Here is a 26,566-nt window from a genome sequence, read left to right as displayed (position 1 = left end):
GTGTCAGGGCCTGTCAGGGCTCAGAAGCGGCTGGAGACGGTGGCTCCGGCGAAGTCCTGTGCGGCGTGCAGGCTGATGTAGAGGTAGCCGGCCGCGGGGTTGTTGATGGTGAGGGTCTCGGTGTTGCCGGCCTGGACCGAGCGGGCGGTGTAGTTGCCCGTGGTGGCCCAGGAGGTGGGGCTGTAGTAGAGGTCGGCGTTGCCGGTGCCGCCCGAGACGGAGATCTTGAGGGAGGCGGTGCCGGCCGGGACGTTCACGTAGAAGTAGCGGTAGTTCCCGGCGGTGGCGGAGACGTTGGATCGGCTGCAGTCGGCGCCCAGCACCCGGATGTCGGCGTCCGCGCACTCCACCTGGGCCGTCCCGAACTGGGTCGTGACGGTGACGCCCGCGAAGCCCTGGACGGCGTACAGGCTGATGTAGACGCGGCCGGCCGCCGGGTTGTTGATGGTCAGCGACTCGCTGTTGCCGTTCTGCGCCGAGCGGGCCGTGTAGTTGCTGGTGGTGGCCCAGCCGGTGGGGCTGTAGTAGAGGTCGGCGTTGCCGGTGCCGCCCGAGACGGACACCTTCAGGGAGCCGGTGCCGGCCGGGACGTCCAGGTAGAAGTAGCCGTAGTTGCCGGTCGTGGCGGAGACGTTGGAGCGGCGGCAGTTGTCACCCAGCACCCGCACGTCGGGGCTGGTGCATTCGCCGGGCCCGGCGGTACCGACCGTGACGGCCTTGCTGGTGGTGGCGGTGGCGCCCTTGTTGTCGGTGACGGTGAGCTGGACGGTGTACGTACCCGCCGCGGCGTAGGTCTTGGCCGGGTTGGCGGAGGTGGAGGTGGTGCCGTCACCGAAGTTCCAGGCGCGGGAGGCGATGGTGCCGTCCGCGTCGGTGGAGGTGTCGGTGAAGGTGACCGCCAGGGCGTTCACGGCGGTGGTGAACCCGGCCACCGGGGCCTGGTTGGCCGGCGGGGTGGTGCCGCCGCCGCAGTCTCCGGCCGCGCACTTGACCAGCCAGGCGGCGAAGTCCGCGTCGTAGCGGGTGCCGATGGTGGAGGTGAGCAGGGTGCGGGCGGCCGCCCAGTTGCCGGTGCGGTAGTGGCCGAGGAGCGTCGCCACGTCCTGCGGGTGCGACTGGACCAGGTAGCGGACCGCCAGGTAGCCCCAGCGGTAGACGCGGGTGGAGTCGGAGTTGTCGTAGGTGGTGTCGAACAGCGTGCTGAGCTTGTAGGTGTTCTTGCCCGCCTCGACGGCGGCCTGGTCGTAGCTGACGCCCCGGTACGAGTAGGAGATGTACTCGGCCAGGCCCTCGACCCACATCACGGTCGGGGTGGTCATGCCGGCGTCGAAGTCGCCGTACATGTTGAAACGGCCGTCGAGGTAGTGGGTGTACTCGTGGTTCAGGTTCCAGATCTGGAACTCCGGCCGGACCCACTCCGCCTCGTAGGCGATGAAGCGGGGCTGGTTCCCGGTGACCGCGGGGTCACCCTCCAGGTACATGCCGCCGTTGTTGGTGTTGATCCCGAAGATGACACCGGCGTAGGCCGCGTAGTCGGCGCTGGAGTCGAAGGCCACCACCTCGAGCGCGGTGTTCTTGTCGTTGGCGACCGGGCCGCTGTCCTTGACCACGTTGTGGAAGAAGGCGTCCTGGTTGGCCAGGCTGGTGCAGCTCGCGGCGAGCTCGGCGGCGGTCATCTGCTGCGCGACGATCCGCAGGCTGGGGCTGCAGGTGTGGTTGACCGTCAGGACGGCGGCGCGCACCCGCGCCGGCAGGTCGCAGGTCCCGTAGTAGGAGCAGTTGGCCGCGTCGTAGGCGGCTGTCATGTCGGCGAGCGGCACCCAGAGGGAGGAGGTCCGTCCGTTGATCGAGGTGCGGTCCAGCAGCTGCTTGACGAGCGGCCGCACGGTCGCCTGGAGTGCCGAGTGCTGGAGGAAGCGGCCCAGTTCACGGCCGGCGTTGGCCGTCAGGTAGCTCCTGTCCGTGCCCAGGAGCGCGTCGTGGGTGACGGCGAAATCGCGCAGCACCGTGAGGATGCTGGGATCGGCCTGTACGGCGGGCAGGAATTCGGCGGTCTGGTGGCCGCGGAACAGCACGGTGTAGGCGTTGTTGACCGCCGCGACCATCGAAGAGGAGCTGTTGTACGCGGAGTTGTAGCCGGTCAGCAGTCGCTTGGCGACGCCGAGGTAGCGCGCGTTCTCCTGGGCGCTGTCGATCAGGATGACCGTCTCGCCCAGGGTCGGGCCGTTGGCGTCGGTCACGTCGGCGGCGCGCGGAGCGGCGAAGAACGTGTCCAGGGCGCCCCGGATCGAGCTCTTCAGGGCCGGCCCGTAGGTGCCGACGGTGGACTCGTTGTACCACTGCACGTAGTAGCCGGCGCGCAGGAAGAGCACGAGCTGCCCGGTCTTGGTGCTGTTGTCACCGGGGTAGCTGGCGGCGTTGGCGCGCAGGGCGTCGGCCACCGAGACCATCTGCGCCTCGCGGAAGGCGGCCTTCGCGTCGTTGCCCTTGAGCAGGAACAGCGAGTTCACGCAGTCCATCTCGGAGGCCTTGATCTGCTGGACCAGCGCGGCCCCGGTCTTCGAGGTGAAGTCCGCGATGTTGCAGGCCGCGGCGAGGGCCTCGGCCGCGGCGGCGGCACCGGGGGCCAACTTCGCCTTGGCCGCCTGCTGTTCGGTGCGCGCGGCTTCCTTGGTGGCCCGGAGCGGGGCGCGCTCGGACAGTTTCGCGTCCGGGCGTGCGGCGTGCTCGGCCCGGAGCGCGGCGGCTGCTGCGGCCGGGGTCGAGGGCTGCGGGGCGACGCCGGACTTGAAGGCCGGGGCGGGCGTGGCGGGCTTCGGTTCCCGCGCGAAGGCCTGGCCGGCGGGGGCGAGCACCGTCAGGCCCAGACAGCAGGCCAGAGCGGCTATCAGGGGCCGGGCACGGCCCTTCGTGGTGGGGGAACTGCGCATGAGGGGTGGGCCTCCGAGCCGGTCTGCGGCCGCGCTGGCAACGCGGCGGACGAGGGGTGCGGACCGTGACGTCGACGGGAGTTGGTGGGGATTTCAACTCTGTCGTGTACACGGCTATGCAGTGTGCGATGTAACATGGCACACATCACATGGCTCTGGAAGTCCCCGCGGGGCAGTTCTCGGCATCTGAATGGCCGTCAGATTCGGATTCGAAGGCAGCCCTGTCCCGTTCGCCCGGAGTCATCCCGTTTCCCCGCGCGCTCCGTGCGGTGCCCGCACATACTGGGAACGTGAGGCGTACTCGTACGGTCTTGCTGTGCATCGCCGGTCTGATGGGCGCGGCCCTTCCGGCGGGGACGGCCGTGGGCCTGGAGCCGGCCGCCGCGGCTCCCGGGGCATGCGTGAACTCTCCCGGCCCCGCCCGGGGCGACGCGCTCAAGGTCCTCACCATCGCGCAGCAGGCCCAGAAGGAGTTCGGCCTGAACGCGGTGGTCCTACGGGTGTCCTCCGCGGACCGAGAGGTGCTCACCACGGCCCTCGGGGAGTCGATGACGGGCGTCCCGGCCGAGCCGTCCATGAAATTCCGTACGGGATCCGTGGCCATCGTCTACATGGGCGCCGTACTGCTCCAGCTCGTCGAGGAGGGCAAGGCCTCGCTCGACGACCCCGTGTCCCGCTGGCTGCCGGACGTGCCGCACGGATCCGAGATCACCCTCCGCATGCTGGGCAGTTCGACGTCCGGCCTTCACGACTACGTCACCGACCCGGCCTTTCTCGCCGAGTTGGAGGCCAAACCCTTCCGCGCGTGGACGTCGGCCGAGGTCATCGGCATCGCCACGGGCAAGCCGCTCCTCTACGAGCCGGGCACGAACTGGAGCTATTCGCACGCCAACTTCAACCTGCTCGGCGAGGCGCTGGAGAAGATCAGCGGCCTCCCGCTGGACCGGCTGCTGAAGGAGCGCGTCTACGGACCGCTCGCGCTGAGCGGGACCAGCAACCAGTACACCCCGCAGATCCCGGAACCGGTCCTGCACGCCTTCACCTCCGAGCGCGGCACCTATGAGGAGTCCACCTTCTGGAACCCCTCGTGGACCACCACTCCCGGTGCGGTCCTCGTCCAGAACATCTGCGACCTCGACCGGGGTGCGCGCGCCGTCGGGACCGGCGAACTGCTGTCCGCGAAGTCCTTCAAGACCCAGCTCGACCCGGGCACCGTCGGCCTCGGCCACCCGACGGACTCCTGCCCGGACAGCGTCTGCCTCCTGACCAACACGGCGTCCCACCACTTCGGACTGGGCGTGATCGTCGTCGACGACTGGATCCTGACGAACCCGTCCTTCTCCGGCTACGCGGCCATCCAGGCCTACCTGCCGGCGGAGAAGCTCGCCATCTCCGTCACCGTGACCCAGGGCCCCAAGAGCCCCGCGGGCAACTCGGCCCAGACCATCGCGGAACGCATCTCCGCCGCCCTCGCCCCCGGACACGAGCTCAAGATGCGCTGAGCCGCCGGGACGTGCCGGGTGCGCCCGGCGCGGGGTCGCTACGATGCCGCCATGATCCTCTCCGCGCCAGAGCCGCTGATACGCGTCCTGTACGACGAGTCCCGCCCCGACCTGCGCGACGCGTCCCGTCCGCGGCCGGTCCGCGTGTACGTGTGGGAGCCGGGCCGTACGGAGGCGGACGCCCCCGCTCCGCTGGTGGTCGTCTCGCACGGCACCGGAGGGTCGGGCAGTGAGATGGAATGGCTGGTGCGCCCGTTGCACGCCGCGGGGTTCCGGGTGGTGGCCCTCGACCACCACGGCAACAACTTCGTCGACGGCTACGAGCCGGAGGGCTTCCTCCACGTCTGGGAACGGCCCCGGGACATCTCCTTCGCCCTCGACGTGCTCGCCGAGGAACAGCCCCTCGGCCCGGTCGGCGTGGCGGGCTTCTCCATCGGCGGCTACACGGCAGCGGCACTGGCCGGGGCCCGGGTCGACCCGGCGATCCTGCGCGCCGTGTTCACGGGCGCGGTACCGCTGCCGGAGATCCCCGAGTTCCCCGGTGTACTGGAGGCGCTGCGCGAGAAGTACGCACAGGAAGAGGACGCGGAGCTCGCCCTGGACGGCGTCGGCGGCGACCTCTCCGATCCCCGGGTGCGGGCGGTCTTCCAGGTGGCCCCGGGCGTCGGCGCGATCGTGACCAGGGAGAGCCTGGAAGCCGTACGCGTCCCCGTCGCCATCCGCTGGGCCGGAGCGGACACGATCACCCCGTACGAATCCGACACGCGGCCCTACCTGGAACACATCCCCGCCGCGAGCGGCCACTCGATCGGCCCCGCCGTCCGGCACGAGGACTTCTTCGCCCCGGAGCCCGCCGACCCGACCGCCCGGGTCCGGGCCGGCGAGGACGCGGCCGTCTTCTTCCTGGAACACCTGGGCTGACCCCGTACCGGCCGCGGGCGGTACGGGGTCACATGCTCGCGAACAGACTGTCGAGCGGCTCCGGTACCCGGCCGGGATCGAGGGCCTCGACGAGGACGCGGCCGTAGCGGATCTTGCGGCCCTTCTTCGTGCCGAGGAAGCGCCGCACCTGCTGCTGCGGCGTGCGGCCCCGCTGCGCGGGCTGGCGCAGGAAGGTCCGCAGGGCGCGGTGGTCCCCCTCCTCCCGGACGAGCTCCTCCACCCGGGGCACGCCCAGCGCGCGGATGAGCTCGTCCTCCAGATCCGCCGCGCAGACGAAGAACCCCCGCGGCTCGGCACCCGCCCGCTCCCAGCCGCGCACGTAGAAGCCGCGCTCCGCCTCGTCGCACAGCCCCGTGAGGCGCAGCCCCAGACCCCGCGGTCCGAGGAACCGGGCGAAGCGCGCCACGCTCATCGCGCCGCCCATCGGCAGGACGCAGACCCCTTCGGCGGCCAGGTTCCGGCCGCGCCGCGCGGCCAGCGCATCGACCGCTTCGGCGTCGCTCGCCCCTTCGAGCAGCACGACGGTCCGTACGGGCAGCCGCGCGGCGAGCTCGCGCGCCGTGTCCGCCGCTTCCCCCGCGCGCCCCACGTCACCGAGACCACCGGCGTCACCGGCCGCCCACGCGGTCACCGCATCCCCGAACGCCACCATGTCAGCCATGGGAGGAGTCTGGTCCCCTTCCCGGCGGCACGGTACGCATTTTCCGCCCGGGAGGGCGCCCGCCTGCGCGGACCTCCTCCCGCTGCCCACCGGACCGCCCGCTCCGTCCGTCCGCGCGGACCCGGACGATCGACCCTAGGATGGACGGGAACCGGGTGCGGGCGGCTCGCCGCGACGCCGCCAGTCCACGCCGCTCGGGGTGGGAGAGCCATGACAGAGGCCGCCGAGACGGCGCGGACCGTGATCCTGACCGTGGACGACGATCCGGGAGTGTCCCGGGCCATCGCCCGCGACCTGCGGCGACGCTACGGATCCGGGTACCGGATCGTGCGGGCCGAGACCGGGGAATCCGCACTGGAGGCGCTGCGCGAGCTCAAGCTCCGCGGCGACCTGGTGGCCGTGATCCTCGCCGACTACCGCATGCCGCAGATGAACGGCATCGAGTTCCTCGAAGAGGCCCTCACCGTGTACCCGGGCGCACGCCGCGTCCTGCTGACCGCCTACGCCGACACCAACGCGGCGATCGACGCGATCAACGTCGTCGACCTCGACCACTACCTCCTCAAACCGTGGGACCCGCCCGAGGAGAAGCTCTACCCGGTCGTCGACGACCTCCTCACCGCCTGGCGCACCGGCGACCACCGGCCCGTGCCCGCCACCAAAGTGGTCGGACACCGCTGGTCGGCCCCCTCGTCGGCCGTGCGCGAGTTCCTGGCCCGCAACCAGGTCCCCTACCGCTGGTACTCCTGCGAGGAGCCGGAGGGACGCCGGCTGCTGCGGGCGGCAGGAGCCGACGGACAGCGGCTGCCCGTGGTGATCACCCCCGGCGGCACCGTGCTGATCGAGCCGGACGCACCGGACCTGGCCGCCCACGTGGGGCTCGCGACCACACCGACCGCCGACTTCTACGACCTCGTCGTGATCGGCGGCGGCCCGGCCGGGCTCGGCTCCGCGCTGTACGGGGCCTCCGAGGGGCTGCGCACCGTACTGGTCGAGCGGTCGGCGACCGGTGGACAGGCCGGGCAGAGCTCCCGCATCGAGAACTACCTCGGCTTCCCGGACGGAGTGTCGGGCGCCCAGCTCACGGAACGGGCCCGCCGCCAGGCCGGCCGGTTCGGCGCCGAGATCCTCACCGCACGCGAGGTCACCGGACTGGAGGTCAACGGCGCGGCGCGCGTCGTCCGCTTCTCCGACGGCTCGGCGATCGGCGCGCAGAGCATCATCCTGGCCACCGGAGTCTCCTACCGGCAGCTCGGGGCGCCCGGCTGCGACGGCCTCACCGGCCGCGGGGTGTACTACGGCTCCTCGCTCACCGAAGCCTCCTCCTGCCTGGAACAGGACGTGTACATCGTCGGCGGCGCCAACTCCGCCGGACAGGCGGCCATGTTCCTCGCCCGCGGTGCGAAATCGGTGACGCTCCTGGTGCGCGGGGAGTCCCTCGCCGCGTCCATGTCGTACTACCTGATCCAGCAGATCGAGGAGACGCCCAACATCACGGTGCGCACCCGCACCACCGTCGAATCGGCGCACGGCGAAGGCCACCTGGAGCAGCTCACGCTGCGCGACGTGGACACCGGAGCGACCGAACTCGTCGCCACCCAGTGGATGTTCGTCTTCATCGGTGCGGCCCCGCTCACCGACTGGCTGGACGGTACGGTGCTGCGCGACGACCACGGCTTCATCCTGGCCGGGCCGGACCTCACACCGGACGGGCGGCCCCCGGCCGAGTGGGAGCTGGACCGGTCGCCCTACCACCTGGAAACCAGCGTGCCCGGCGTGTTCGTGGCGGGCGACGCGCGCGCCCGGTCGGCGAAGCGGGTCGCGTCGGCCGTCGGAGAGGGAGCCATGGCCGTGATGCTCGTCCACCGGTACCTGGAGGAGTCGTGAGCGGGCAGGCGATGCCGTGCTCCCCGCAGGAGATCGGCTCGCTCTTCCTCTTCGAGAAGCTCACCCCGGAGCAGCTCGGGCGGCTGTGCTCCGAGGGCCGCGTGGAGCGGTTCGACACCGGCCCCGTGTACACCGAGGGCGACCCCGCGACCTGCTTCTACGTGATGATCGAGGGCACCGTCGTCCTGTCCCGCCGGGTCGGCGGCGACGAGGTGGAGGTCGGCCGGACCTCCCAGCGCGGGGTGTACGCGGGGGCCATGCAGGCCTATCTGGGCGACCAGGTCCCGCAGACGTACAACAACTCGATGCGGGTGACCGAACCGACCCGGTTCTTCGTCCTGCCCGCGCAGTCCTTCTCGGACATCATGCGGGAGTGGTTCCCGATGGCCGCGCACCTGCTGGAGGGGCTCTTCTTCGGCGCCAGGAGCACCCAGCAGGTCATCGGCCAGCGCGAACGGCTCCTCGCCCTCGGCTCCTTGTCCGCAGGCCTCACCCACGAACTCAACAACCCGGCCGCGGCGGCCGTCCGGGCCACCGCCACCCTGCGCGAACGCGTGGGCAAGATGCGGCACAAACTGGCGCACATCTCCCAGGGGAACTACCCCCGCGAAGCGATCGCCGAGCTCATCGAGATCCAGGAACGGACCGTCGAACGCGTGGCCAAGGCGCCGGCGTTGAGCCCACTCGAAGCCTCCGACCGGGAGGACGAGATCGCCGACTGGCTGGAGGACCACGGATTCCCCGAGGGCTGGCGGATCGCACCGGTCTTCGTCCAGGCCGGCCTGGACACCGACTGGCTGGACCAGGTTGCGGCGCGCGTGGCCGAGGACCTCCTGCCGGGAGCCCTCGGCTGGCTCAACTACACGGTCGAGACCGAGCTGTTGATGGACGAGATCGACGACTCCACCACCCGCATCTCCCACCTCGTGGACGCCGCCAAGCAGTACTCGCAGCTCGACCGCGCCCCGCACCGGGTCGTCGACGTCCACGAACTCCTCGACAGCACCCTGCTGATGCTCTCCGGCAAGATCGGCCCCCGGATCCGGGTGGTCAAGGAGTACGACCGCTCCGTGCCGGACGTACCGGCCTACCCCGCGGAGCTCAACCAGGTGTGGACCAACCTCATCGACAACGCCGTGTTCGCCATCGGGAGCACGGGCCGCGAGGGCACCCTGACGGTCCGCACGGCACGGGAGGGCGACCGGCTGCTCGTGGAGTTCCGCGACACCGGGCCCGGGATCCCGTCCGAGATCCGCAGCCGCATCTTCGACCCCTTCTTCACCACCAAACCCGTCGGCGAGGGCACCGGTCTCGGCCTGGACATCTCCTGGCGGATCGTCGTCAACAAGCACCACGGAAGCCTCCAGGTCGAGTCCGCCCCGGGCGACACCCGGTTCCAGGTGCTGCTCCCGCTGACCGCACCGGAACCCGAACCCGAACCCGCATCCGGTCCCGCATCCGGGCCCGGATCCGCATCCCGTCCCGAGCCCTCCGAGGAGCCCGCATGACCGCCATCGACGGAGTCGACCCGAGCGTCCCGCCCAGCGGCAGCGGCTGCGTCGAATGCGATGCCCTGGGCGGCTGGTGGTTCCACCTGCGGCGCTGCGCCCAGTGCGGCCACATCGGCTGCTGCGACTCCTCGCCTGCCCAGCACGCCACCGCCCACTGGAAGTCCACCGGGCATCCCCTGGTGCAGAGCTACGAACCGGGTGAGGACTGGTTCTGGGACTACGCGGCGAACGAGCTGTACGAGTCCGGCCCCGAGCTGGCCCCGCCGTCCGGCCACCCGTCCGACCAGCCTGCCCCGGGCCCGTCCGACCGGCTCCCCGAGGACTGGAGCCGACGGCTCCACCGCTGATCCGGGCGGACCAGGGCGGACGAGAGCGGGCGAGAGCGGGCGAGAGCGGACGAGGACGGACGAGGACGGACGAGGGCCGGCGAGGGCGGATCAGAAGGGCTTCGTCGGCAGGTACTTGCCGTCCAGGGTGATGACCGCGCGCTCGCCGCCGTCGGGGTCGGCGACCTTCTTCACGTCGAGCTTGAAGTTGATCGCGGAGACGATCCCGTCGCCGAGCTGCTCGTGGACCAGGGCTTTCAGCGTGGTGCCGTAGACCTGGAGCATCTCGTAGAAGCGGTAGATCGTCGGGTCGGTGGGGACACCGCCGGGTACCGAGCCGCGGGTCGGGATGGTCCGCAGCAGCACCGCGTCCTCGGCGTCCAGGCCCAGCAGCCCGGCCACGGCTTCCGCCGAGGACCGAGGCAGCGGGTGCTGGCCGAGCACGGCCGCGGTGACGAAGGCGACCGACAGGCCCGCGGCGTCCGCGATCCGCTGCCAGGTCAGGTCCTCGCGGATCTTGGCGTCCACGGCCTTGACGGCCAGGGCCTGACGGGCGGAGCTGTCGAACTGGGCGTGCACCATGAGGAGGGCTTCCTTTCGGGTGGGCCGCCCACCCGAAGGGGGGAGGGGCGAGCGGCGGACGAGGTGGGGGAGATACGGGTCGGGGACCCGAGGGGGCGGCGGTGGGGCGGTCAGGCCGTGAGGGAGGCCGCCCGGGAGGAGCCGAGCTCCTCGACGCCGCCGGCCTGGATGTCGTAGACCCAGCCGCGCAGGGTCACCGACCCCGCGGCCAGGGCGCGGGCCACCGAGGGGTGGGTGGCCAGGTTCGCCAGCTGCGCGAGCACGTTCTCCCGTACCAGGGCGTCGACCCTCCGCGCGTCCTGCGCGCCGCCGGTACGGGCGAGCGAGGCATCCGCGTGGCGCAGCCAGCCGGCGACCGCCGGGGCGCCGCTGAGGTCGTGCCGCTCGGCCAGGGCCGTCATCGCGCCGCAGGCGGAGTGTCCGCACACCACGATGTCGCTCACCCCCAGGACGGCGACGGCGTACTCGATGCTGGCCGCGACCCCGTCCGTACCGGGGGCGTGGGCGGGCACGAGGTTGCCCGCGGTCCGGATGACGAACAGCTCGCCCGGCTCGCTCTGGGTGATCAGCTCCGGTACCACGCGGGCATCGGAGCAGCTGATGAACAGGGTGCGCGGCCGGTGGTTCGTCGCCAGCCGGGCGAAGAGCTCCGCCTTGGCCGGGTAGACCTCCCGCCGGAACTGCGCGACGCCCGCGATGAGGTCGTGCATGGTCACTCCCTTCGATGCCTGCCGACCCGTCGGGCCGACGAGATCCACCATGCACGACCTGCACGTATAGCGTCCAAGACGTATTGGACATCCCTCCTATAGATGCCATCTATACTCGGTGCCATGGCCCCGGAACTCCGTCACCTGCGCTACCTGCTCGCCGTCGCCGAACACGCCAGCTTCACCCGCGCCGCCGAAGAGCTGCGGATCTCCCAGCCGACCCTGTCCCAGCAGATCAAGCAGCTCGAAAGCGCCATCGGCGTCCAGCTCCTGGACCGCACCGGCCGCGGCGGCGTCCGCCTCACCGACGCCGGCGAAACCTACGTCCACCACGCCCGCCGGGCCCTGCGCGACCTCGCCGCCGCGGAACGCGCCGTCCACGACGTCGCCGACCTCTCCCGGGGCCACCTCCGGCTGGCCGTGACGCCGACCTTCACCGCCTACCTCGTCGGGCCCCTGGCGGCGGAACTCCACGCCCGCCACCCCGGCATCACCCTGGACGTCAAGGACATGGCCCAGGACCGCATCGAAGCCGGGCTGCTCGCCGACGAGCTCGACCTGGGGATCGCCTTCGACGGCCCGCACCTGCCCGGTATCTGCGCGACCCCGCTGTACGCCGAGACCCTCAGCCTCGTCACCGCCGCCACCCCCGCCGCGGGCCCGCTCCCACCCCAGTCCGTGACCGATCTGGCGAACCGTCAGCTGGTGCTGCTCAGCGGTGATTTCGCCACCCGCGGACACATCGATTCCTACCTGGCCGACCACCGGGTGCGGCCGCGCATCGCGGTGGAGGCCAATTCCGTCCAGACCCTCGTCGAAATCGTCCGGCGCACCGACCTCGCGACCGTCCTGCCCGACGCGGTCACGGAGGACCACCCCCACCTCGCCCCGGTCGCCCTCGAACCGCCCCTGCCCACCCGCACCGTCGCCCTCCTCCGGCGCGAGAACGCCTACCGGAGCGCCGCCGGACGCGCGTTCACCCGGCTCACCCGAGACCACGTCCGAGCCCGCGGCTACACCCCGGCCTGAGCCTCGCCGCCGCGCCCCGAGCGGCGCAGGGCCCCGGGCGTGGTCCCGTACCAGCGCTTGACGGCCCGGCGCAGGGCGCGGGCGTCGGCGTAACCGCTCCGGGCGGCGATCGCGTCGACGCTCAGGTCGGAGTCGTGCAGCAGCCGGGTGATGTGGTCCCGCCGTACGGCCTCGACCTCCTCGCTCCACGTCGTCCCGTGCTCCTCGAGGCGGCGCTGGAGGGTCCGCGCACTGATGGTCATGCGCCGCGCCACCGCGGACAGGGTCGGCGCGCCCTCGTCGTGCGCGGAGGCCAGGGCGGTACGGAACAGGGCCGGCCAGTCGTGCAGCGGGATCGCGCTCGCGAGGCTCTGCTCGGCGTGCCGGCGGAGCACGGTCGACAGCCCGGGCTGGGCGTGCGGGGTCGGGGAGTTCAGATCGGCGGCGCGGAAGGTGATCGAGCTGACCGGGGCCTCGAACTCGATGCTCCGGGTGCCGTAGAGCTCGACCAGGGTGTCGTGCCGCAGGGGCGCCTTGGCGGCGAGGGAGACGTGCAGGGGAACGAGGCACCGCCCCGCGGCTTCGCCGAGCCGCCGCCGGTACAGGCCGAGGGCGTAACCGCGGATGCCGCAGGCCGCCTCGTGGGTGATGTCGGCCTGGTTGACGTGGCTGATGGTGACCCGTTCGCCGTGCTCGGTGATCTGCATGCCGTCCGTGAGGGGGTCGGCGACGGTGGCGAAGTGGGCCGCGGCGTCCCGGATCCCTTCGAGCGGGGTGGGCGCGGAGGTGATCAGGTAGTCCCAGACCCCGAGGGCGCCGATGTCCGACTCCCGCGCCAGCAGTACGGACATGTCGGTCCAGGGGGCGTGGACCGTCGTGAGCTCCGCGATCCGGATGGCCGTAGCCGAAGGGGTGCGGCACAGGTCGTCGTTGAGGTGCTGGGGCGCCATGCCCAGCAAGTGGGCGTATCCGTGCGGGCGTATGCCGACCAGCCGCGCGACGTTGACGCTCAGCCGGGCGAGGGCGGAGGAGGTTGTCCCCTGATGTGCGTGCGAGACCACAGCCGCAGAGCATAGTCCAGCGTGAACTACCAGGTCATCGTGGGGGTTAGGGGGCGACGGTCCCCAACATGGCGGGCAGGGTCCCCCCGTGGCGCGCCCGGTCCCCCTGCTGACGCGCGCGGCCCTGGGGAGGCGAACTGCCCGGCCGTAGTGTGGTGATCGTTCCCGCACGGCACGGACTGCACGGACGGAGCGAGACCCCCTACGGGGGTGGGGGGCTCGCGATCCGGGCGGGGCCGGCCCCGTATTCTGCGCCGAGGACGGGGGCCGGCCGAGATGGCCGGACAACAGAAGCGAATGCCGGGGGAATTGAGATGCTCACGGTGGTCGCCGCTGTCGCCGCGGCCGCGGCGGTCGTCCTGGAGGCCGTGGCCCGGGGCAGCTCCGTAGGATGCGGAACACCCCGGTCCGGGCCGCGTGGGAGGCTGCCGCCCCGACCCTGCCCTACGACGGCCGGCTGATGGCGGGAACCATGTCCGGCCGGCCCCTGGACGCGTAGCCGACCGGCGAACCCCGCTCAGCAGCGGCGCCGGTCCTGGGTGACGACGCCCTGGGCCGTGGCCACCGTGCGGTCGTAGCACCCGCCCGGCACACCGGACCCGTACAGCCGGTGGCGGGCGGAGGTGGTGGCGACCGCGTGCCGCTGGTCGCGCGGGACGTTCGCGGTGTAGGTCGCGTCGCCCGTGTACCGGTCGTCGAGCCGGGACCGGCCGGTCTCCCGTCCGCCGCGCAGGGTCACGGTGTCCGCGCGGTCGCCGAGCGAGATGACGGTGCGGAGCCGGTCGCCCGCGCCGAGGGTGGTCTCGCCGTCCATGGAGTACGTCCGGCTGGTCCGCGTGGTCACGGTCCCGCGGGTCACGCTCTCCTCGTCGGTCCAGGTCGCGGCGAGCGCGTCGCGGTCCTCGCCCTCGGTCCAGCGGTGGACGGAGCCGTGGTGCACGGTGCGGCCGACGGTGGTCGTGACCCGGCCGTGCGAGGTGTCCAGATAGCCGGACACGGTCAGCCGCTGCCCGCCCTCCGTGTCCACCCGGTGCTCGCCGCCGGGTGCGGCGGGCGTCCAGCGCGAGGAGTCGGCCGGTTCGCTCCGCTCCTCGCGGGTCAGGGCCCCGCCGACGACCTGGCGGCCCTCGTCCTGCCAGAGCAGCAGATTGGTGGGGGTGCTCCAGCCGCTCTGCCCGGCCGGAACTCCGGCGACGGAGACCTCGATGCGGTGCGGACGCCCGTCGTTGAGGAGGGCGGCGTACGGGGTGAGGTCGTAGCGGACCGGCTGCACGTCGAAGGCGCGCGGGCCCGGGGTGACGTACCAGAGGAACGGATTGGACCAGCCTCCGGTCCAGACGGTGGGGAACGGCGCCGCGATGCCGGCGAGCCTGCCGTCGACGGTGATCCGGACCTCGCGGTAGGGGCCGTCGGCCGTCTTGCAGGAGTACGGGGCCGGGTCCGGGGCGGCCAGGTACCAGTACTCCTCGCAGCCGCCGCCGGAGCCCGTGGCGTAGACCTCGGCGAGGAGGCGCTCCGTATTGCGCGGGAGGGTGACGGACGGGGTGGTGAGCGGGAGGATCCGGTCCGGCGGGACGGCCCGTTCCGGCGTGCGGCCGGTTCCGGTGGCACCCTCGGCCGCGTAGAACGTCAGGGTGACCTTGACGTCGATGATGCCGGTGTACGTGTCGTTGACGACGTTACCGATGAGCATCTCGACGGGTTGCGGGCGGCTCAGGGTGTCGCGGTACTGCGTGACGTCCTTCTCCACGGACCAGGCGATGCCGTCCGGCGAGGGCTGGGGGGTGGAGGTGCGGAAGATCTCCACGCCGCCGAGGGAGAGGTTGCCGAGACGGTCGAACTGGCGCCCCTTGACCTTGCCGTCCAGCCGGAGCACCACCTTCTCCCAGTCGGCGGGGCCGCAGGCCGTGGGAGGGAGGTAACTGCCCCGGTACGGGGTGAAGTCACGGAACTGCGCCTCGGCGAGGGCCACCTCACAGGAGCGGGTCGAGGGCCGGGCCACGGGTGGGGCGGCGGTGAGCGGATCGTGCCAGTCCGTTCCGAACTCGGCGGGCGGTGGCGGCTGCGTGCCGGTCCCCGCCGACGCGAGGGCCGCGGCCGGCACGAGGCCCGATGCCGGCACCAGGCCCGCTGTTGGCACGAGGCCCGCTGTCCGCGCGAGGTCCGCGGCCGACGTGAAGGATGCGGCCGGAGCGAAGGCCGTCGCCGGAGCGGGCGTGCCGCCGGGTCCGGCCGCCGCTGCCGGGACCGCGGCCGTGAGGGTGGCGGCCGTGAGGGCGAGCGCGCCGAGCGCGCCCGTGAACCTGTGTCGTCTCATGGGCCCGCAGTGAAACCCGGCCCGGCGCGGGCGCGCCAGAGCCGTGGCCCGGCCCTGGCCGGATCCGGCCGCCGAGCGGTGGTGGGCTCAGGCCGTCCCGGATGCCACCGCGGCCGTCCGCGTCAGAGCTTGCCGAAGACGACCCCGCGCCAGGTCCACCCGGCGGCGAGCACCGCTTCGCGCAGCGGGTCCTTCAGCTCCGAGCTGTCGAAACGGAACACTTCGTTGGCCTCGATGCCGCCGTCGGCCCCCCGCTCGACCTTGCGGCGCCAGGACACCGTGTTCACCTGCCCGCGCGTGGCCTCGGCCGACAGGGCGAGCTGGGGCGTGCCTCCCAGCCAGGTGACCTCGAACTGCCGGTCGATGCTGCGGACCTCGCGGGCCGCCGGGTCCAGGCGCAGCTGGATCTGGAGCAAGCGGCTCACCTGGGTCCGGGCGAAGAAGGTGTGCCACGCGGGTTCCCGGATACGCCACTCCGCCACCAGGTCGACGCCCTCGGGGGTGCCCCCGCGCACGACGTACGGCGCGTCCGCCGCGAAGAGCCCGAGCAGTGCGGCCCGTACCTCCTCGGCGGAGCGGGGCGCGACGCCGCTGTCGGGGTGCTTGGTGCCGGTGAGTTTGTCGAAGAGACCCATCGCACCACCCTAGGGACACCCGGCCGCTCGAGACAAGATCGTCCGGTCGGCCTCCTGTGGCCGGCCCGGTGCCTGCGACCCGGCTGCTGCGGCCCAGTGCCTGAGGCCGGGCTCCTGCGACCCGGCTCCTACGATCCCGCCGCCATGTCCGGGCCCACCGTGCGCAGGAACTCCTGGAAGTCGCCCAGGACGTCGTCGTGCTGCTCCGCGGTGGCGGTCAGCACCATCCGGATCACCGCACGCTTGCGCGGATCGGAGACGTCCAGCATGGACAGGTAGACCTGCGACTGGACGAGCTCGCGGCGCACCCCGCCCGCGACCGCCGAGAAGGTCAACCGCTGGGTCAGGCCTGGCGCGCCCTCGGAGCCGATCTCCCGGCGGGCGGCCACGACCACGGACTCGGCCGCCTCGCGCAGGCGCTCCACCGACGCGTCGGCGAGCTCGTCCAGCGTCGCCTCGTCCGGCCGGAACTCGCCGTCGATGGTGATGTTGGCCGTGAAACCGGAATCCGGATGCGGATGCAGCGCGACGAAGGCCACGCCCGGAGCGCCGACCTCGTCCGGAGGGGCCGGCTGCCAGCCTTCCGGCAGTCGGAACTCGATCGGTACCGGAAGTGTCGTGGCCATCTCGCGCTTTCCTTACTTTCCTCCCACGGGAACGTGGGTCAGTCGAACCAGCTGCTGACAGTGTCCTTGACCGAGCCCGCCGCATCGCCGACCGCATGGGCGGCGTCCCCCACCGCGTCGGCAGCGTCGCCGGCGGCGTCGCTGATCTTCGCCGGGTCGATCGTGAACTCGGCCCCGACGGAACCGCCGAGGCCGAGGGCGACGCCCACCTTGCCGCCGACGTGGAACTTGCCGTCGTCGCCCTTGCCGAAGGTCACCTTCGCCTCGGCGCCCGCTCCGGCCCATCCCTCGGCCGTGGCACCGGCCCCGATCCCGGCGACCTCGGCGCCTCCGGCGACGCTGCCCTTCGCCCCGGCGAAGGCCTTCGCACCGGCGTTCAGGCCCTCCAGGCCGACGCCGGCACTGGCCTGCGCCTCGGCTCCGGCGAACCCCTCGGCCCGACCGTACCCCTCGACGTACCCGTACCCCACGCGCCCCTCGGCCAGGCCCCGGCCGCCCGCGGACACCTCGGCCTTGCCCGTGAGGCCCTTGTCCGTGATGCCGACGTTGGCGCTGGCCCGGGCCCCCGCGTAGGCGTCGGCGATGCCGGAGAGCCGCATCGACCCGTTGGTGAGGGATCCCTGTGCCGTCGCGTGACCGAGCTCGGCGTACGCCTGAGCCGAGCCCTCCTTGCCGTACTTGGGCCCGGAGGCCTTGGCGCCCGCGTCGGGCCCGGTCGCCGACGCGGAACCCTCGGCCTGCCAGCCGTCGGTCTTCGTGCCCACCTCGGCGTCCTTGGACCGGGGGAGCGGCACCTTGGCCAGGTCCCCTTCGGGGTGGGCGTTGAACCCGCCGATGGTCTGGTCGGCGCCCTTGCCGAAGGCGTCCCGGTTGCCGTCGACGACAGCGGCCTCCAGGGCGGCCTTCACGTGCTGATCGGCTTCGGAGGCGGCCTTCACGCGGTCGTCGAGGTACTGCTGCCACGAGGTGACGGCCGTGCGGATGGAGGCTTCGCCGTCGGGGTCGTGGTGGTAGGCGCTGCGCTCGGCGGGGGTCAGCTTCGCGTAGTCGAAGGCGACGCGGCCCTGCTCCGATACGGTCATCCCGGCGGCGACCGCGTCGTCCCGCGCGCTCTGCAGCTTCGACTTGAGATCGGTGAACACGGCGTGGGCGTCCAGCAGCAGGCTCGCGATGGCCTTGGCCTGGGTCTGCGCCGCGGCGTATTCGTAACGGGTCGCCTCGAAACCCGAATGCGCGGCGCCCGCGCTGACACCGGACCAGGTCTGGCCCAGCGTGATCTTCTGCACGCTTTCGCCGTAGCGGGCCTCGACCTTCTTCAACTCGCCCGCCATGGACTCCCACTTGGCCGCCGCGGCCGTCAGCAGGCCCAGGTCCGTGGTCATGACCTCGTGATACGTCAGCACCACAGCCCCCTACAGACCGTTCAGCTTCGAGCCGGACACCAGGAACTGGTTGCCCAGTCCGGTGTCGTTGCGCACGAAGAGCCCCGAGGCCCCGCGCAGGGCCCCCTTCTCCGAGGACAGCCGGCCCATCAGGGTGCGCACTTGCTGGTCCCAGGTGTCCGACACCTTCTTCAGGCCGCTCGCCGTGTCCCAGCCGTCGAAGCCCTTCCCGGCCGCGCTGGTGGCGTCGTCCGCGTGCTCGGAGGCCTTCTTGGTGTTCGGCTCCAGCTCGGTCTCGATGGTGTTCGCCGCCGCCTGCTTCTCGGCCGGCGTCGAGGCGAAGTCACCGGACCCGCCCGGAGCGAACGGCCCCGTGGGCGCGCCGTTCAACCGCACGGCCACGTCGTGGTCCGTGACGCCCGCGCGTTCACGCTCCCACTCCTGCGCGAAATCCCCTGACATGATGCTCCCCCGTCCGAAGGGCAAGATCATATACATGCCAATCGAGCGGAGGTCAACCACCCCGTGCGCAGGGGCGGCAGAGCCTCGTACCGGGTCCGTGGCTCGGGCGTACCGGCACCGCGGCTCCGGCGTACGGGGGACGCGGGCCCCGGCACGGACGCCCTGGTCGGCCGGTCGTCCGACCGAAGCGTGCCGGTCTCGTCCCTGCTTTGTAACAGGCGTCTGGGACCCCGGTGATGTGGGAAATTCCCTGCTGCGGGCCGGAGCCATCGCGGTCTGCGTTCACCATTGGGAGTCGACAGCGGCCGACCAGGGCCGACAACGGGGGAACACCATGAACACTGCTGCCCGTACGAGTCGCAGAGGCTGGAAGTCCTACGTCCTCGGGGCCGCGACGGCCACCGCACTGCTCGCGTCCGCGGCGTGCTCGCCGAGCGGGGGCGACGGGCCGGGCGACGGCAAGCCCACGGCCCGGCCGAGCAACCCGAGCGCGACGGGCCCGTCGAGCACCCCGGGCGACACCGGCTCCCCGAGCACACCGAAGCCCGGCGACACGCCCTCGGCGAAGCCGACCCCGGGAGCGAGCGGCAGTGGCGGCAGCGGCGAGGGGGCCGTCGCCGTCTGCGCCCCCGGCGACGTCTCGATCACTTCCAGCACCGAGGACGAGAAGGGCCAGGCAGTCCGGCACATCCTGCTCACCCTCACCAACACCAGCAAGAAGGCCTGCAAGGTCTACCACTACCCCCTCATCCAGCTCGGCGACGCCCGCCGGCTGGTCCCCGAGATCAAGGAGAGCGCCCCGACGCCCGGGACGCCGTACGAGACCATCGCCCCGGGCAAGCAGACGCACGCCGCACTGCTCCTGAGCGGTCCCATGGACGAGGCCCCGGCGAAGACCATGACCGTCCAGCTCCAGGACACCAAGGCCGGGAGCAAGAAGGGCGAGCCGATCAAGGTCGCCTTCCCCGGCGTCGACACGGTCTACTACAACGACTACGCCAAGGTCACCCACTGGATGACCGCCTCGGGCCTGGCCCTGCGCTTCATCATGTCGTCCTGACGATCCGCCCCTCCGGGCCGTCCTCTAAGGTGACTCCACCGGCCGGTCCGTGCGCTTTGCGCGCGCGGACAACGGCCTGGTGGACAGGGGGAGTCGGTGGAGTCACTGCGGCCCGGCGACCCGCCGGAGATCGGCGGGTACCGCCTGCTGGCGCGGCTCGGCGAGGGCGGCATGGGCGAGGTGTTCCTGGCCCGGACGGCGTCCGGCCGGCCGCTGGCCCTCAAGACCGTCCACCGGGAACTGAGCCGGGATCCCGACTTCGCCGACCGGTTCACCCGGGAGATACGCGCCAACGACCGCGTGCGTTCCGTGTGGACGGTCTCGGTGGTGGATTTCAGCGCTCCGGGGTCGTCCCCGCAGTGGCTCGCCACGGAGTACGTCCCCGCGCCCTCCCTGGGCGAATGGGTGCACCGGCACGGACCGCTGACCGGGCCCGCCCTGTGGAGCCTGGCCCGGGAACTGTCGGCCGCGCTCGTGGCCGTACGGGCGGCGGGCGTCGTGCACCGCGACATCAAGCCGGGGAACGTGCTGCTCGGCCGCGAGCGGCCCTTCCTCATCGACTTCGGCATCGCGCGTGCCGTGCACGACCCGCGCCACACCCGCACCGGAGCGCTCATCGGCACGCCCGGGTTCCTCGCGCCGGAGCAGGCGACCGGAGCCGTGGCCGGGGCCCCGGCGGACGTGTTCTCACTCGCCGCGGTACTCGTCTACGCGGCCACCGGGCGCAGCCCCTTCCTGGCCGACGGCGAGCAGCTCGAACTCCCCGGTCTCCTCTACCGGATCGTGCACGACGAGCCCGCCTTCGACGGTGTTCCGGAGGGGCTCCGCCCGCTGCTCGGCGCATGCCTGGCCAAGGATCCGCAGGAGCGCCCGACCGCCGACGAGGTGCTGGCCCGGATCGGCGCGGCGGGGGAGGAGTGGGGCGGAGCGGTACCGCCTTCGCTGGCCGCCGACGCAGCCCGCCGGGAGACCGAACTGCACGGCTTCCTGTCCGCATCCCGGCCGCTCCCCGGGCCCGTTCCCATGCCGTCGGCGCCGCCCTCCACGTTTCCGGCGACGCCGCCGCACCCTCCCCTTCCGGCAGGAACCCGACGGGTGCCCTGGGCGGCGGGGGCGGCCGTCGCCGCCGCCCTCGTCCTCGCGGCCACGCTCGTGATCAAGATGCCCTGGGGCGTGGACGCGGACAGGGACGGGAACGGGGGCGGGCGCGGATCGTCGACCCCGTCCGCATCGGCGTCGGCACTACCGCCCTCGTGGGTCGGTACGTGGACCGGCACCGGACCCGGAACGCCCGACGCGGACGGAGTCTCACGGGCCAGGACGGGCGAGTTCTCCGTCACGGTGACGCTGAACGCGGGCTCCGTCGGAGACCTCGTGGGCCGCCAGGTCAGCGAGGTGAAGGAGGCCGCCACCGGGCGGAATCTGGGGTGCACGGAGGCCCTGGAACTACGGCAGACGAGCGGGGACCGGGCGGTCTTCGCGGCGGTGACCACCCGTCCGACCGACACCGCGGCCACCTTCGACTGCCCCAAGGGCAACCTCTACGTGCTGACCCTCGCGGAGCCCGACAAGCTGACCCTGGAGGCCGAAGGGGCCCAGTCGGCCGGCGCCCCCGGCACGCTGTCCCGCAGCCGCTAGAGCGTGTCCCCCGGACCGCGGCGGGCCGACAGGCGCCCCCACGCGGCGTGGCCGAGCCGGCAGCCTGTCGCGCCGACCGCGTACCAGAACAGGTCGGGCGGGTTGAAGGTGGACCCGAGGACGAGGCGGGCGAGCCCACTGTGCCGGGAGAGTTCCGCCGGTACCCCGGTGAGCTGGAGGAACTCCACCGCCCAACTCGCCGCGAGAGCGCCGGCGGCGGCCCGCAGGGCCGTCACCCGCGGCAGGGCCAGCACGATGAGGGCGTGGATCAGTACGGTGTACAGCGCGTCTCCGCCGCACTTGGCCAGGCTCCCCGTCGCCACGGCCCGTAGCCCCAGCCCCGTGCCGACGGTCACGACCACCGCTGCGGCCGCCGCGAAACGGGTCCGGGCCGGGTCCGTTCCGGGACGGGCACGCCTCGCAGGCACGTAGGTGATCATGGGACAACCCTGCCAGACGGCCGACGGCCGACGGCCGCGGGTCCCGCGCCCGCCTCCGTCGCGGAGCGGAGGGGTGCGTGGGCCAGGTACCCAGGCGGGTTGAGTAGGGCGACTCATGCCGGACCGGGCGGCGGCCGACAGGCTGGAGGCACGAAGACCGCACACCCCGTCCCGGAGGTTCGATTCCATGATCAGCCACGTCGCCGCCGCCCTGGCCCCGGTGTTCGGGCGGTTGACCGTCTCCGCGGACACGCCGCACCCCGTCGTCGGCGGGACCATCCTGGCCGCCAACCACACCAGCCTGGCCGACCCCGTCGTCGTGGTCGCCGCCCTGCGCCGGCTCGGCGTCGACCCGGTGATCATGGCCACCGCCGGGCTGTGGCGGGTCCCGGTGCTCGGCGGGGCGCTCGCCCGCGAAGGGCACATCCCGGTCCACCGGGGAACGGCCCGCGCGGCGAGTTCGCTCTCCGACGCCGCCCGGGCCCTGGCGGCGGGGCGGTGCGTGCTGATGTACGGGGAAGGCGGGATCCCCGCCCGCCGCGACTCCGGGGAAGCCGCGCCCCTGCCCTTCCGCAGCGGCCTGGCCCGCCTCGCCCTGGCCACGGGAGCACCCGTCCGCCCCGTAGGCCAGGCGGGCGCCCGCCGGGTCAGCTCCGGGACGACGGCCAAACAGCTCGCCGGAGTCCTCACGGCCCCGGTCCGCCGACCGCGGGTCCATGTGCACGTCGGCGCGCCCCTGTTCCTGCCGGACGGGCTTCCCGAGGCGACGGCCGCTGCCCACGGGGCGGTCACCTCGGCCTGGCACACCGCGCTGTCCGGCCTCGCCGGCGTCGGCGTAGGCGTCGGCGTCGGTACGCTGTAGGCCGCGCGGAGCATCGGCTCCGACTGGCCGGTCAGCGGACCGGATGCAGGACCGGGCGCAGGGCCGCCAGGTCGCGGGCGGCGAGTTCGGGACGGGCGGTCAGAGCGGTGTGCACCGCGTCCAGGACCGGAAGTTCGGCGTGACCGCGGGCCAGGGCCACGTCCTTGGCCGCCAGCGCCACGGGGAAGTGGGAGCCTTCGGCGTAGGCCCGGGCCACCGCACCGGCCAGCGGCCCGCGCGCCAGCTCCGAGCGCAGCAGCTCCTCCGGAAGGCCCAGCGCGGACCCGAGCACCAGGGCTTCGGTGACCAGCGCGACCCCGCCGATGACCGCGTTGATCAGGACCAGCTTGAGCGCGGCACCGGAGCCCGCCGGACCGCACTCGGTCACCTCGCCGAGCGTGTCCAGGACCCGGCGTACCGGGCCGGACAGCGGGCCGCCGGCCAGCACCCACAGCTCGCCGGAGGCGGCCCGGTCCACGCTGCCCATGACCGGGGCGTCGGTCAGCACCACCCCGGAAGGCAGCCGCCCCGCCACGTCCCGCACCGCCTGCGGGCCCACCGTCGAGGTGTCGATCCAGTGGGTACCGGGGCGCAGGGCGGGCAGCAGCTCCTCCGCGACGGCGTGCAGGGCCGTCGGATCGGACAGCATGGTGATCACGAGGTCCGCCCCGCGGACGGCCTCGGCGGGGGTCGCGGCCGGGACCGCGCCGGCCTCGGCGAGCGCCCGGGTCTTGCCGGGGGTGCGGTTCCAGACGGTCAGCGGGTGTCCGGCGGCGAGCAGCCGGCGGGCCATCGGGGCGCCCATGCTGCCCAGGCCGAGGAAGGCGATGTGCGGCGCGTCGTCCGCTGTGGAGTTCATGGACTCGACGCTAGGTCCGGCCCACCCATGCGACAAACGAATGAATAGCATGGCTCCCATGCCGATCCCGCATGATCTCTACGAGGTGTTCCGCAGCGTGGCGCGCCACGGCTCCTTCACCGCCGCCGCCCACGTCCTGGGTTACACCCAGTCCGCGGTGTCCCGTCAGGTGCAGACCCTGGAAGAGGAGTGGGGCACCCCGCTGTTCGACCGGCTGCCGCGCGGGGTGCGGCTCACCGAGGCCGGCCGCGCCCTGCTGCCGCACGCCGAGGTGATCGGCGAGCGGCAGCGCACCGCCCGTGCCGAACTGGACGCGCTGCGCGCCCTGGACGGGGGCCGCCTGCGGATCGGCGCGTTCTCCACGGCCGACGCCGCCCTGCTGCCCCGCACCCTGGCGGCGTTCCGGGCCCGGCACCCCGCCGTGCGCGTGACCCGTACCGAGGGCGGATCCGCCCGGCAGCTGGCCCTGCTGGCCGCGGGGGAGCTGGATCTCGGAGTGGTCGGGACGGCCTGCGGACAGCCGCTGGAGGGGTGCGAACTGCACCATCTGCTCGACGAGCGGATGTACGTGGCGGTGCCCCGCGGCCACGCTCTGGCCGGACGGCGCTCGGCGCGGCTGGCCGAGTTCGCCGGGGAGGAATGGATCGCGGCGAGCAGCCGCCCCGAGGAGACCCTCATGGCAGGCGCCCCGGCGCGCGGCTTCCAGCCCCGGATGGGCTTCCTGGCCGCCGACTGGATCGCGAAACAGGGCTTCGTGGCGGCAGGCCTGGGAGTGACCCTCGTGCCCGAACTGGCGGCCTCCTCGGCCCGCGCGGACATCACCCTGGTCCCGCTGCGGGCGGAGGACTCCCCGCGCCGCGCGGTGTACGCGGCGACCCCGCGCGGCTCGGCCCCCTCACCCGCGACGACCGCCTTCCTGGCCCTCCTGCGCTCCGTGGCAGCCGAGTTGACGGCCTAGCCCGCGGAAGTCACCAAGCCTGAGGCGTCAACACCCTTACTCCACAGCTGTGTTGATGTGGAAGGTGCTCTGGAACTCGCCCCTCCGGGCGTACGGACGTTCTACCGTGCCTGCCATGATCTCGCTCAGGATTCGGCGGGCCCTGCTGCTCGCCCTCGCCTCCGTCCTGCTCTGCGCCCCCCAGGCTGCCGCGGCCCAGACCCCTCCGGACCCCGCGGCTCCCACGCGGGCGGCGACGCCCGACCGCCCCTCCTACGAGGTGTCGCTGCGCAGCGACGCCGACGGCTCCCACTGGACCGGCCGCCAGACGGTCTCCTTCCGCAACTCCGCCCGTACTCCCCTGCGTTCGATCGACGTCCGGCTGTGGGGCAACGGCACCGACGGCTGCGGAACTCCCGGGGCGCCGTCCCCGGTCCGGGTGGGCAAGGTCGCCGGAGGCACCCCGCGACCGCTCACCACCGGCTGCACCGCCCTGCAGATCGACCTGCCCGCGCCGCTCCCGTACGGGGCACGGGCCCGCATCTCCTTCGACGTGGAGATCACCGTCCCGGACCGCGTCCACCGCTTCGGCAAGGACGGCGCGCACCGCTACCTCGGCAACGCACTGCCCCTGCTGTCCGTACGCGACGCCCAGGGCCGCCACCTCGACCCCGACGTCGGCTTCGGCGAGAGCTTCTACACCCTGACCGGCGACTTCCGCGTCGTCCTGGACCACCCGGGCGCGCTCGTCGTCCCCGCGACGGGCACCACCACGCGCCGCGCGGGCGCGCCCGGCCGCACGATCACCACCAGCGTCGCGCACGGGGTACGGGACTTCGCGTGGGCCGCGGGCCCCTTCCTGTCGAAAACGGTGACCACCCCGGGCGGAGTCCGGCTGAACGCCTACTGGACCGCCGCCACCTCCCCCGAGGGCGTGGCCGTCGACCTGAAGGACGCCGTGGGCTCGGTCGACGCGTTCGGGAAGCGCTTCGGGCACTACCCGTACGGTGAGCTCGACCTCGTCATGAGCGACAACCTCGACGATTTCGGCAGCATGGAGTTCCCGGGCCTCGTGCTGCTCTGGACCGAACCGGAAGGGTCGGCCGTCGTCCACGAGATCGCCCACCAGTGGTTCTACGGCATCGTCGGCAACGACCAGTTCACCTCACCCTGGCTGGACGAATCCTTCGCCCAGTACGCGAACCGGACCTACTACGGTGACGACACCACCACGTGCTGGGAGGACCAGGGTGCCTGGCCCAGTGACACGGTCGCCCTCACCAACTCCATGGCCTACTACGCGAACGGCCACCGCTCGGAGTTCGTCCGGGTCGTCTACCACCGCGGCTCCTGCGCCCTGAGCGACCTGGAACGCACCCTGGGCGCCCCGGCGATGACGGCCATGCTGCGCGACTACGTCCGCGACCACTGGCAGGGCGTGTCCACGACCACGGACTTCAAGCGCGCGGCCCAGGCGGCGACGTCCCAGGACCTCACCCCGTTCTGGACGGAACACAGGATCCACTGACCACGTCCGGCACGATTCCGCGGGCGCCGGCGGATCCTCCCGTGGCACCCTGTCCTGTCATGGCAGATGACAGCACCAGCACGTTCCAGGCGGGCCAGACCGGCCTCGTCGTCAGGATCCCGGAGGCGGAGCCGGCCGTCCGCAGGTGGCGCGAGCGGCTCGATCCTGCGGCCCGGGCCGGGGTTCCCGCGCACGTCACCGTGCTCTTCCCGTTCCTCGAGGAGAGCAGGATCGATCCGCTCGTCCACGCTGCCCTCGAGGACGTGCTGCGCGGCCACGGGGCGTTCGACCTGCGGTTCGAGAGGTGCGGGCGGCTGCCGGAGGTCCTGTACCTCGTCCCGGAACCCGCCGCGCCACTGATCCGCCTCACGGAGGCGATCGCCGGCCGATGGCCCGAGGCTCCGCCGTACGGCGGCCGGTTCGCCGAGATCGTGCCGCACCTGACCATCGCTCAGGGCCAGGACGAGGCGGTCCTGGAGGAGATCGAGGCCGACCTCGGCGGCCGGCTCCCGTTCACCTCCCGCGTCACGTCGGTCGAGCTCATGGTTCACGACGGCACCGGCTGGCAGGCGCGGGCGTCGTTCGCACTCGGAGACTGACCCCGACCGACCCCGACCGCCCCTGACTCCGCCCCCGAAACCCCTCGGGGGCGGAGTCGGGGGCGGCCCCGGGTCGGTCCCCGATGCCCGGCGCGAGCGCC

24 protein-coding genes are annotated in these 26,566 nt (G+C 72.7%); 12 read left to right on the top strand and 12 right to left on the bottom strand.

Annotated features, from left to right (window positions below; all coding sequences use genetic code 11):
• Window positions 1-20: 20 nt before the first annotated feature.
• A complete protein-coding gene (locus AC3IX6_RS00740; protein WP_489368206.1) occupies window positions 21-2,930 on the bottom strand; it encodes a collagenase in 2,910 nt (969 codons plus the stop codon).
• A gap of 290 nt (window positions 2,931-3,220) precedes the next feature.
• Here AC3IX6_RS00740 and AC3IX6_RS00735 point away from each other — a divergent pair, with 290 nt between their 5' ends.
• A complete protein-coding gene (locus AC3IX6_RS00735; RefSeq protein WP_489368205.1) occupies window positions 3,221-4,432 on the top strand; it encodes a serine hydrolase domain-containing protein in 1,212 nt (403 codons plus the stop codon).
• Window positions 4,433-4,483: 51 nt separating this feature from the next.
• On the top strand, window positions 4,484-5,353 hold the full coding sequence (locus tag AC3IX6_RS00730) for an alpha/beta hydrolase family protein (RefSeq protein ID WP_489368204.1): 870 nt from the start codon (window positions 4,484-4,486) through the stop codon (window positions 5,351-5,353).
• A gap of 28 nt (window positions 5,354-5,381) precedes the next feature.
• Here the strand turns inward: AC3IX6_RS00730 and AC3IX6_RS00725 are convergent, their stop codons facing one another.
• Window positions 5,382-6,035 (bottom strand): TOPRIM nucleotidyl transferase/hydrolase domain-containing protein, encoded by a 654-nt coding sequence (locus AC3IX6_RS00725; RefSeq protein ID WP_489368203.1) that lies wholly within the window; start codon window positions 6,033-6,035, stop codon window positions 5,382-5,384.
• Window positions 6,036-6,245: 210 nt separating this feature from the next.
• On the opposite strand from AC3IX6_RS00725, the gene AC3IX6_RS00720 reads away from it, so the two are divergent.
• From AC3IX6_RS00720 to AC3IX6_RS00710, 3 genes are read left to right on the top strand one after another with little or no spacing between them, the layout of a single operon-like run.
• Window positions 6,246-7,922 (top strand): NAD(P)/FAD-dependent oxidoreductase, encoded by a 1,677-nt coding sequence (locus AC3IX6_RS00720; RefSeq protein WP_489368202.1) that lies wholly within the window; start codon window positions 6,246-6,248, stop codon window positions 7,920-7,922.
• A gap of 11 nt (window positions 7,923-7,933) precedes the next feature.
• Entirely contained in the window at window positions 7,934-9,430 is a 1,497-nt protein-coding gene (locus AC3IX6_RS00715) for an ATP-binding protein (RefSeq protein ID WP_489371700.1), read from the top strand.
• Window positions 9,427-9,780 (top strand): UBP-type zinc finger domain-containing protein, encoded by a 354-nt coding sequence (locus AC3IX6_RS00710; protein WP_489368201.1) that lies wholly within the window; start codon window positions 9,427-9,429, stop codon window positions 9,778-9,780. The genes AC3IX6_RS00715 and AC3IX6_RS00710 overlap by 4 nt, the downstream gene beginning before the upstream one ends.
• 90 nt (window positions 9,781-9,870) lie before the next feature.
• Here the strand turns inward: AC3IX6_RS00710 and cynS are convergent, their stop codons facing one another.
• Both cynS and AC3IX6_RS00700 read right to left on the bottom strand, forming a co-directional pair.
• Complete coding sequence (gene cynS / locus AC3IX6_RS00705) at window positions 9,871-10,341, bottom strand: cyanase (protein WP_489368200.1); 471 nt, start codon at window positions 10,339-10,341, stop codon at window positions 9,871-9,873.
• Window positions 10,342-10,451: 110 nt separating this feature from the next.
• Entirely contained in the window at window positions 10,452-11,051 is a 600-nt protein-coding gene (locus AC3IX6_RS00700) for a carbonic anhydrase (RefSeq protein WP_489368199.1), read from the bottom strand.
• 123 nt (window positions 11,052-11,174) lie between these two features.
• On the opposite strand from AC3IX6_RS00700, the gene cynR reads away from it, so the two are divergent.
• Window positions 11,175-12,080, top strand: coding sequence for a transcriptional regulator CynR (gene cynR, locus AC3IX6_RS00695; RefSeq protein WP_489368198.1), 906 nt, complete (start codon window positions 11,175-11,177; stop codon window positions 12,078-12,080).
• Here the strand turns inward: cynR and AC3IX6_RS00690 are convergent.
• The 6 genes from AC3IX6_RS00690 to AC3IX6_RS00665 all read right to left on the bottom strand — a co-directional run bounded on the left by AC3IX6_RS00690 (window position 12,065) and on the right by AC3IX6_RS00665 (window position 18,542).
• Window positions 12,065-13,120 carry a helix-turn-helix transcriptional regulator gene (locus AC3IX6_RS00690; protein WP_489368197.1) on the bottom strand — a complete coding sequence of 352 codons (1,056 nt, stop codon included), beginning with the start codon at window positions 13,118-13,120 and terminating at the stop codon, window positions 12,065-12,067. The two genes, cynR and AC3IX6_RS00690, sit on opposite strands and share 16 nt — an antisense overlap.
• Window positions 13,121-13,637: 517 nt before the next feature.
• Window positions 13,638-15,437 (bottom strand): peptide-N4-asparagine amidase, encoded by a 1,800-nt coding sequence (locus AC3IX6_RS00685; RefSeq protein ID WP_489368196.1) that lies wholly within the window; start codon window positions 15,435-15,437, stop codon window positions 13,638-13,640.
• Window positions 15,438-15,559: 122 nt separating this feature from the next.
• Entirely contained in the window at window positions 15,560-16,072 is a 513-nt protein-coding gene (locus tag AC3IX6_RS00680; protein ID WP_489368195.1) for a hypothetical protein, read from the bottom strand.
• A 128-nt stretch (window positions 16,073-16,200) separates the two neighbouring features.
• Entirely contained in the window at window positions 16,201-16,698 is a 498-nt protein-coding gene (locus AC3IX6_RS00675; RefSeq protein WP_489368194.1) for a hypothetical protein, read from the bottom strand.
• A 38-nt stretch (window positions 16,699-16,736) separates the two neighbouring features.
• A complete protein-coding gene (locus AC3IX6_RS00670) occupies window positions 16,737-18,080 on the bottom strand; it encodes a hypothetical protein (protein ID WP_489368193.1) in 1,344 nt (447 codons plus the stop codon).
• A 30-nt stretch (window positions 18,081-18,110) separates the two neighbouring features.
• Window positions 18,111-18,542 carry a hypothetical protein gene (locus AC3IX6_RS00665; RefSeq protein ID WP_489368192.1) on the bottom strand — a complete coding sequence of 144 codons (432 nt, stop codon included), beginning with the start codon at window positions 18,540-18,542 and terminating at the stop codon, window positions 18,111-18,113.
• Between the two features lie 334 nt (window positions 18,543-18,876).
• Between AC3IX6_RS00665 and AC3IX6_RS00660 the strand changes: the two genes are divergently transcribed.
• The gene (locus AC3IX6_RS00660) at window positions 18,877-19,602 is read left to right on the top strand and encodes a DUF4232 domain-containing protein (RefSeq protein ID WP_489368191.1); all 726 of its coding nucleotides are present in this window, start codon (window positions 18,877-18,879) and stop codon (window positions 19,600-19,602) included.
• 96 nt (window positions 19,603-19,698) lie between these two features.
• On the top strand, window positions 19,699-21,240 hold the full coding sequence (locus AC3IX6_RS00655; RefSeq protein WP_489368190.1) for a serine/threonine-protein kinase: 1,542 nt from the start codon (window positions 19,699-19,701) through the stop codon (window positions 21,238-21,240).
• Here the strand turns inward: AC3IX6_RS00655 and AC3IX6_RS00650 are convergent.
• Window positions 21,237-21,680, bottom strand: coding sequence for a ribosomal maturation YjgA family protein (locus AC3IX6_RS00650; protein WP_489368189.1), 444 nt, complete (start codon window positions 21,678-21,680; stop codon window positions 21,237-21,239). The two genes, AC3IX6_RS00655 and AC3IX6_RS00650, sit on opposite strands and share 4 nt — an antisense overlap.
• Before the next feature lie 187 nt (window positions 21,681-21,867).
• Between AC3IX6_RS00650 and AC3IX6_RS00645 the strand changes: the two genes are divergently transcribed.
• Window positions 21,868-22,542, top strand: a complete 675-nt coding sequence (locus AC3IX6_RS00645) for a lysophospholipid acyltransferase family protein (RefSeq protein ID WP_489368188.1) — start codon at window positions 21,868-21,870, stop codon at window positions 22,540-22,542.
• Between the two features lie 31 nt (window positions 22,543-22,573).
• Here the strand turns inward: AC3IX6_RS00645 and AC3IX6_RS00640 are convergent, their stop codons facing one another.
• Entirely contained in the window at window positions 22,574-23,401 is an 828-nt protein-coding gene (locus AC3IX6_RS00640; protein ID WP_489368187.1) for an NAD(P)-dependent oxidoreductase, read from the bottom strand.
• Between the two features lie 58 nt (window positions 23,402-23,459).
• Here AC3IX6_RS00640 and AC3IX6_RS00635 point away from each other — a divergent pair, with 58 nt between their 5' ends.
• The 3 genes from AC3IX6_RS00635 (at window position 23,460) to AC3IX6_RS00625 (ending at window position 26,465) form a co-directional block, all read left to right on the top strand.
• Window positions 23,460-24,359 carry a LysR family transcriptional regulator gene (locus AC3IX6_RS00635; RefSeq protein ID WP_489368186.1) on the top strand — a complete coding sequence of 300 codons (900 nt, stop codon included), beginning with the start codon at window positions 23,460-23,462 and terminating at the stop codon, window positions 24,357-24,359.
• Window positions 24,360-24,474: 115 nt separating this feature from the next.
• Window positions 24,475-25,866 (top strand): M1 family metallopeptidase, encoded by a 1,392-nt coding sequence (locus AC3IX6_RS00630; protein ID WP_489368185.1) that lies wholly within the window; start codon window positions 24,475-24,477, stop codon window positions 25,864-25,866.
• Window positions 25,867-25,925: 59 nt separating this feature from the next.
• Complete coding sequence (locus AC3IX6_RS00625; protein WP_489368184.1) at window positions 25,926-26,465, top strand: 2'-5' RNA ligase family protein; 540 nt, start codon at window positions 25,926-25,928, stop codon at window positions 26,463-26,465.
• Window positions 26,466-26,566 lie beyond the last annotated feature (101 nt).

This window comes from Streptomyces sp. GL_141 (assembly GCF_057834385.1).
Note: the sequence above shows the minus strand (reverse complement) of the source record. Positions and strands in the feature narration are given on the sequence as shown.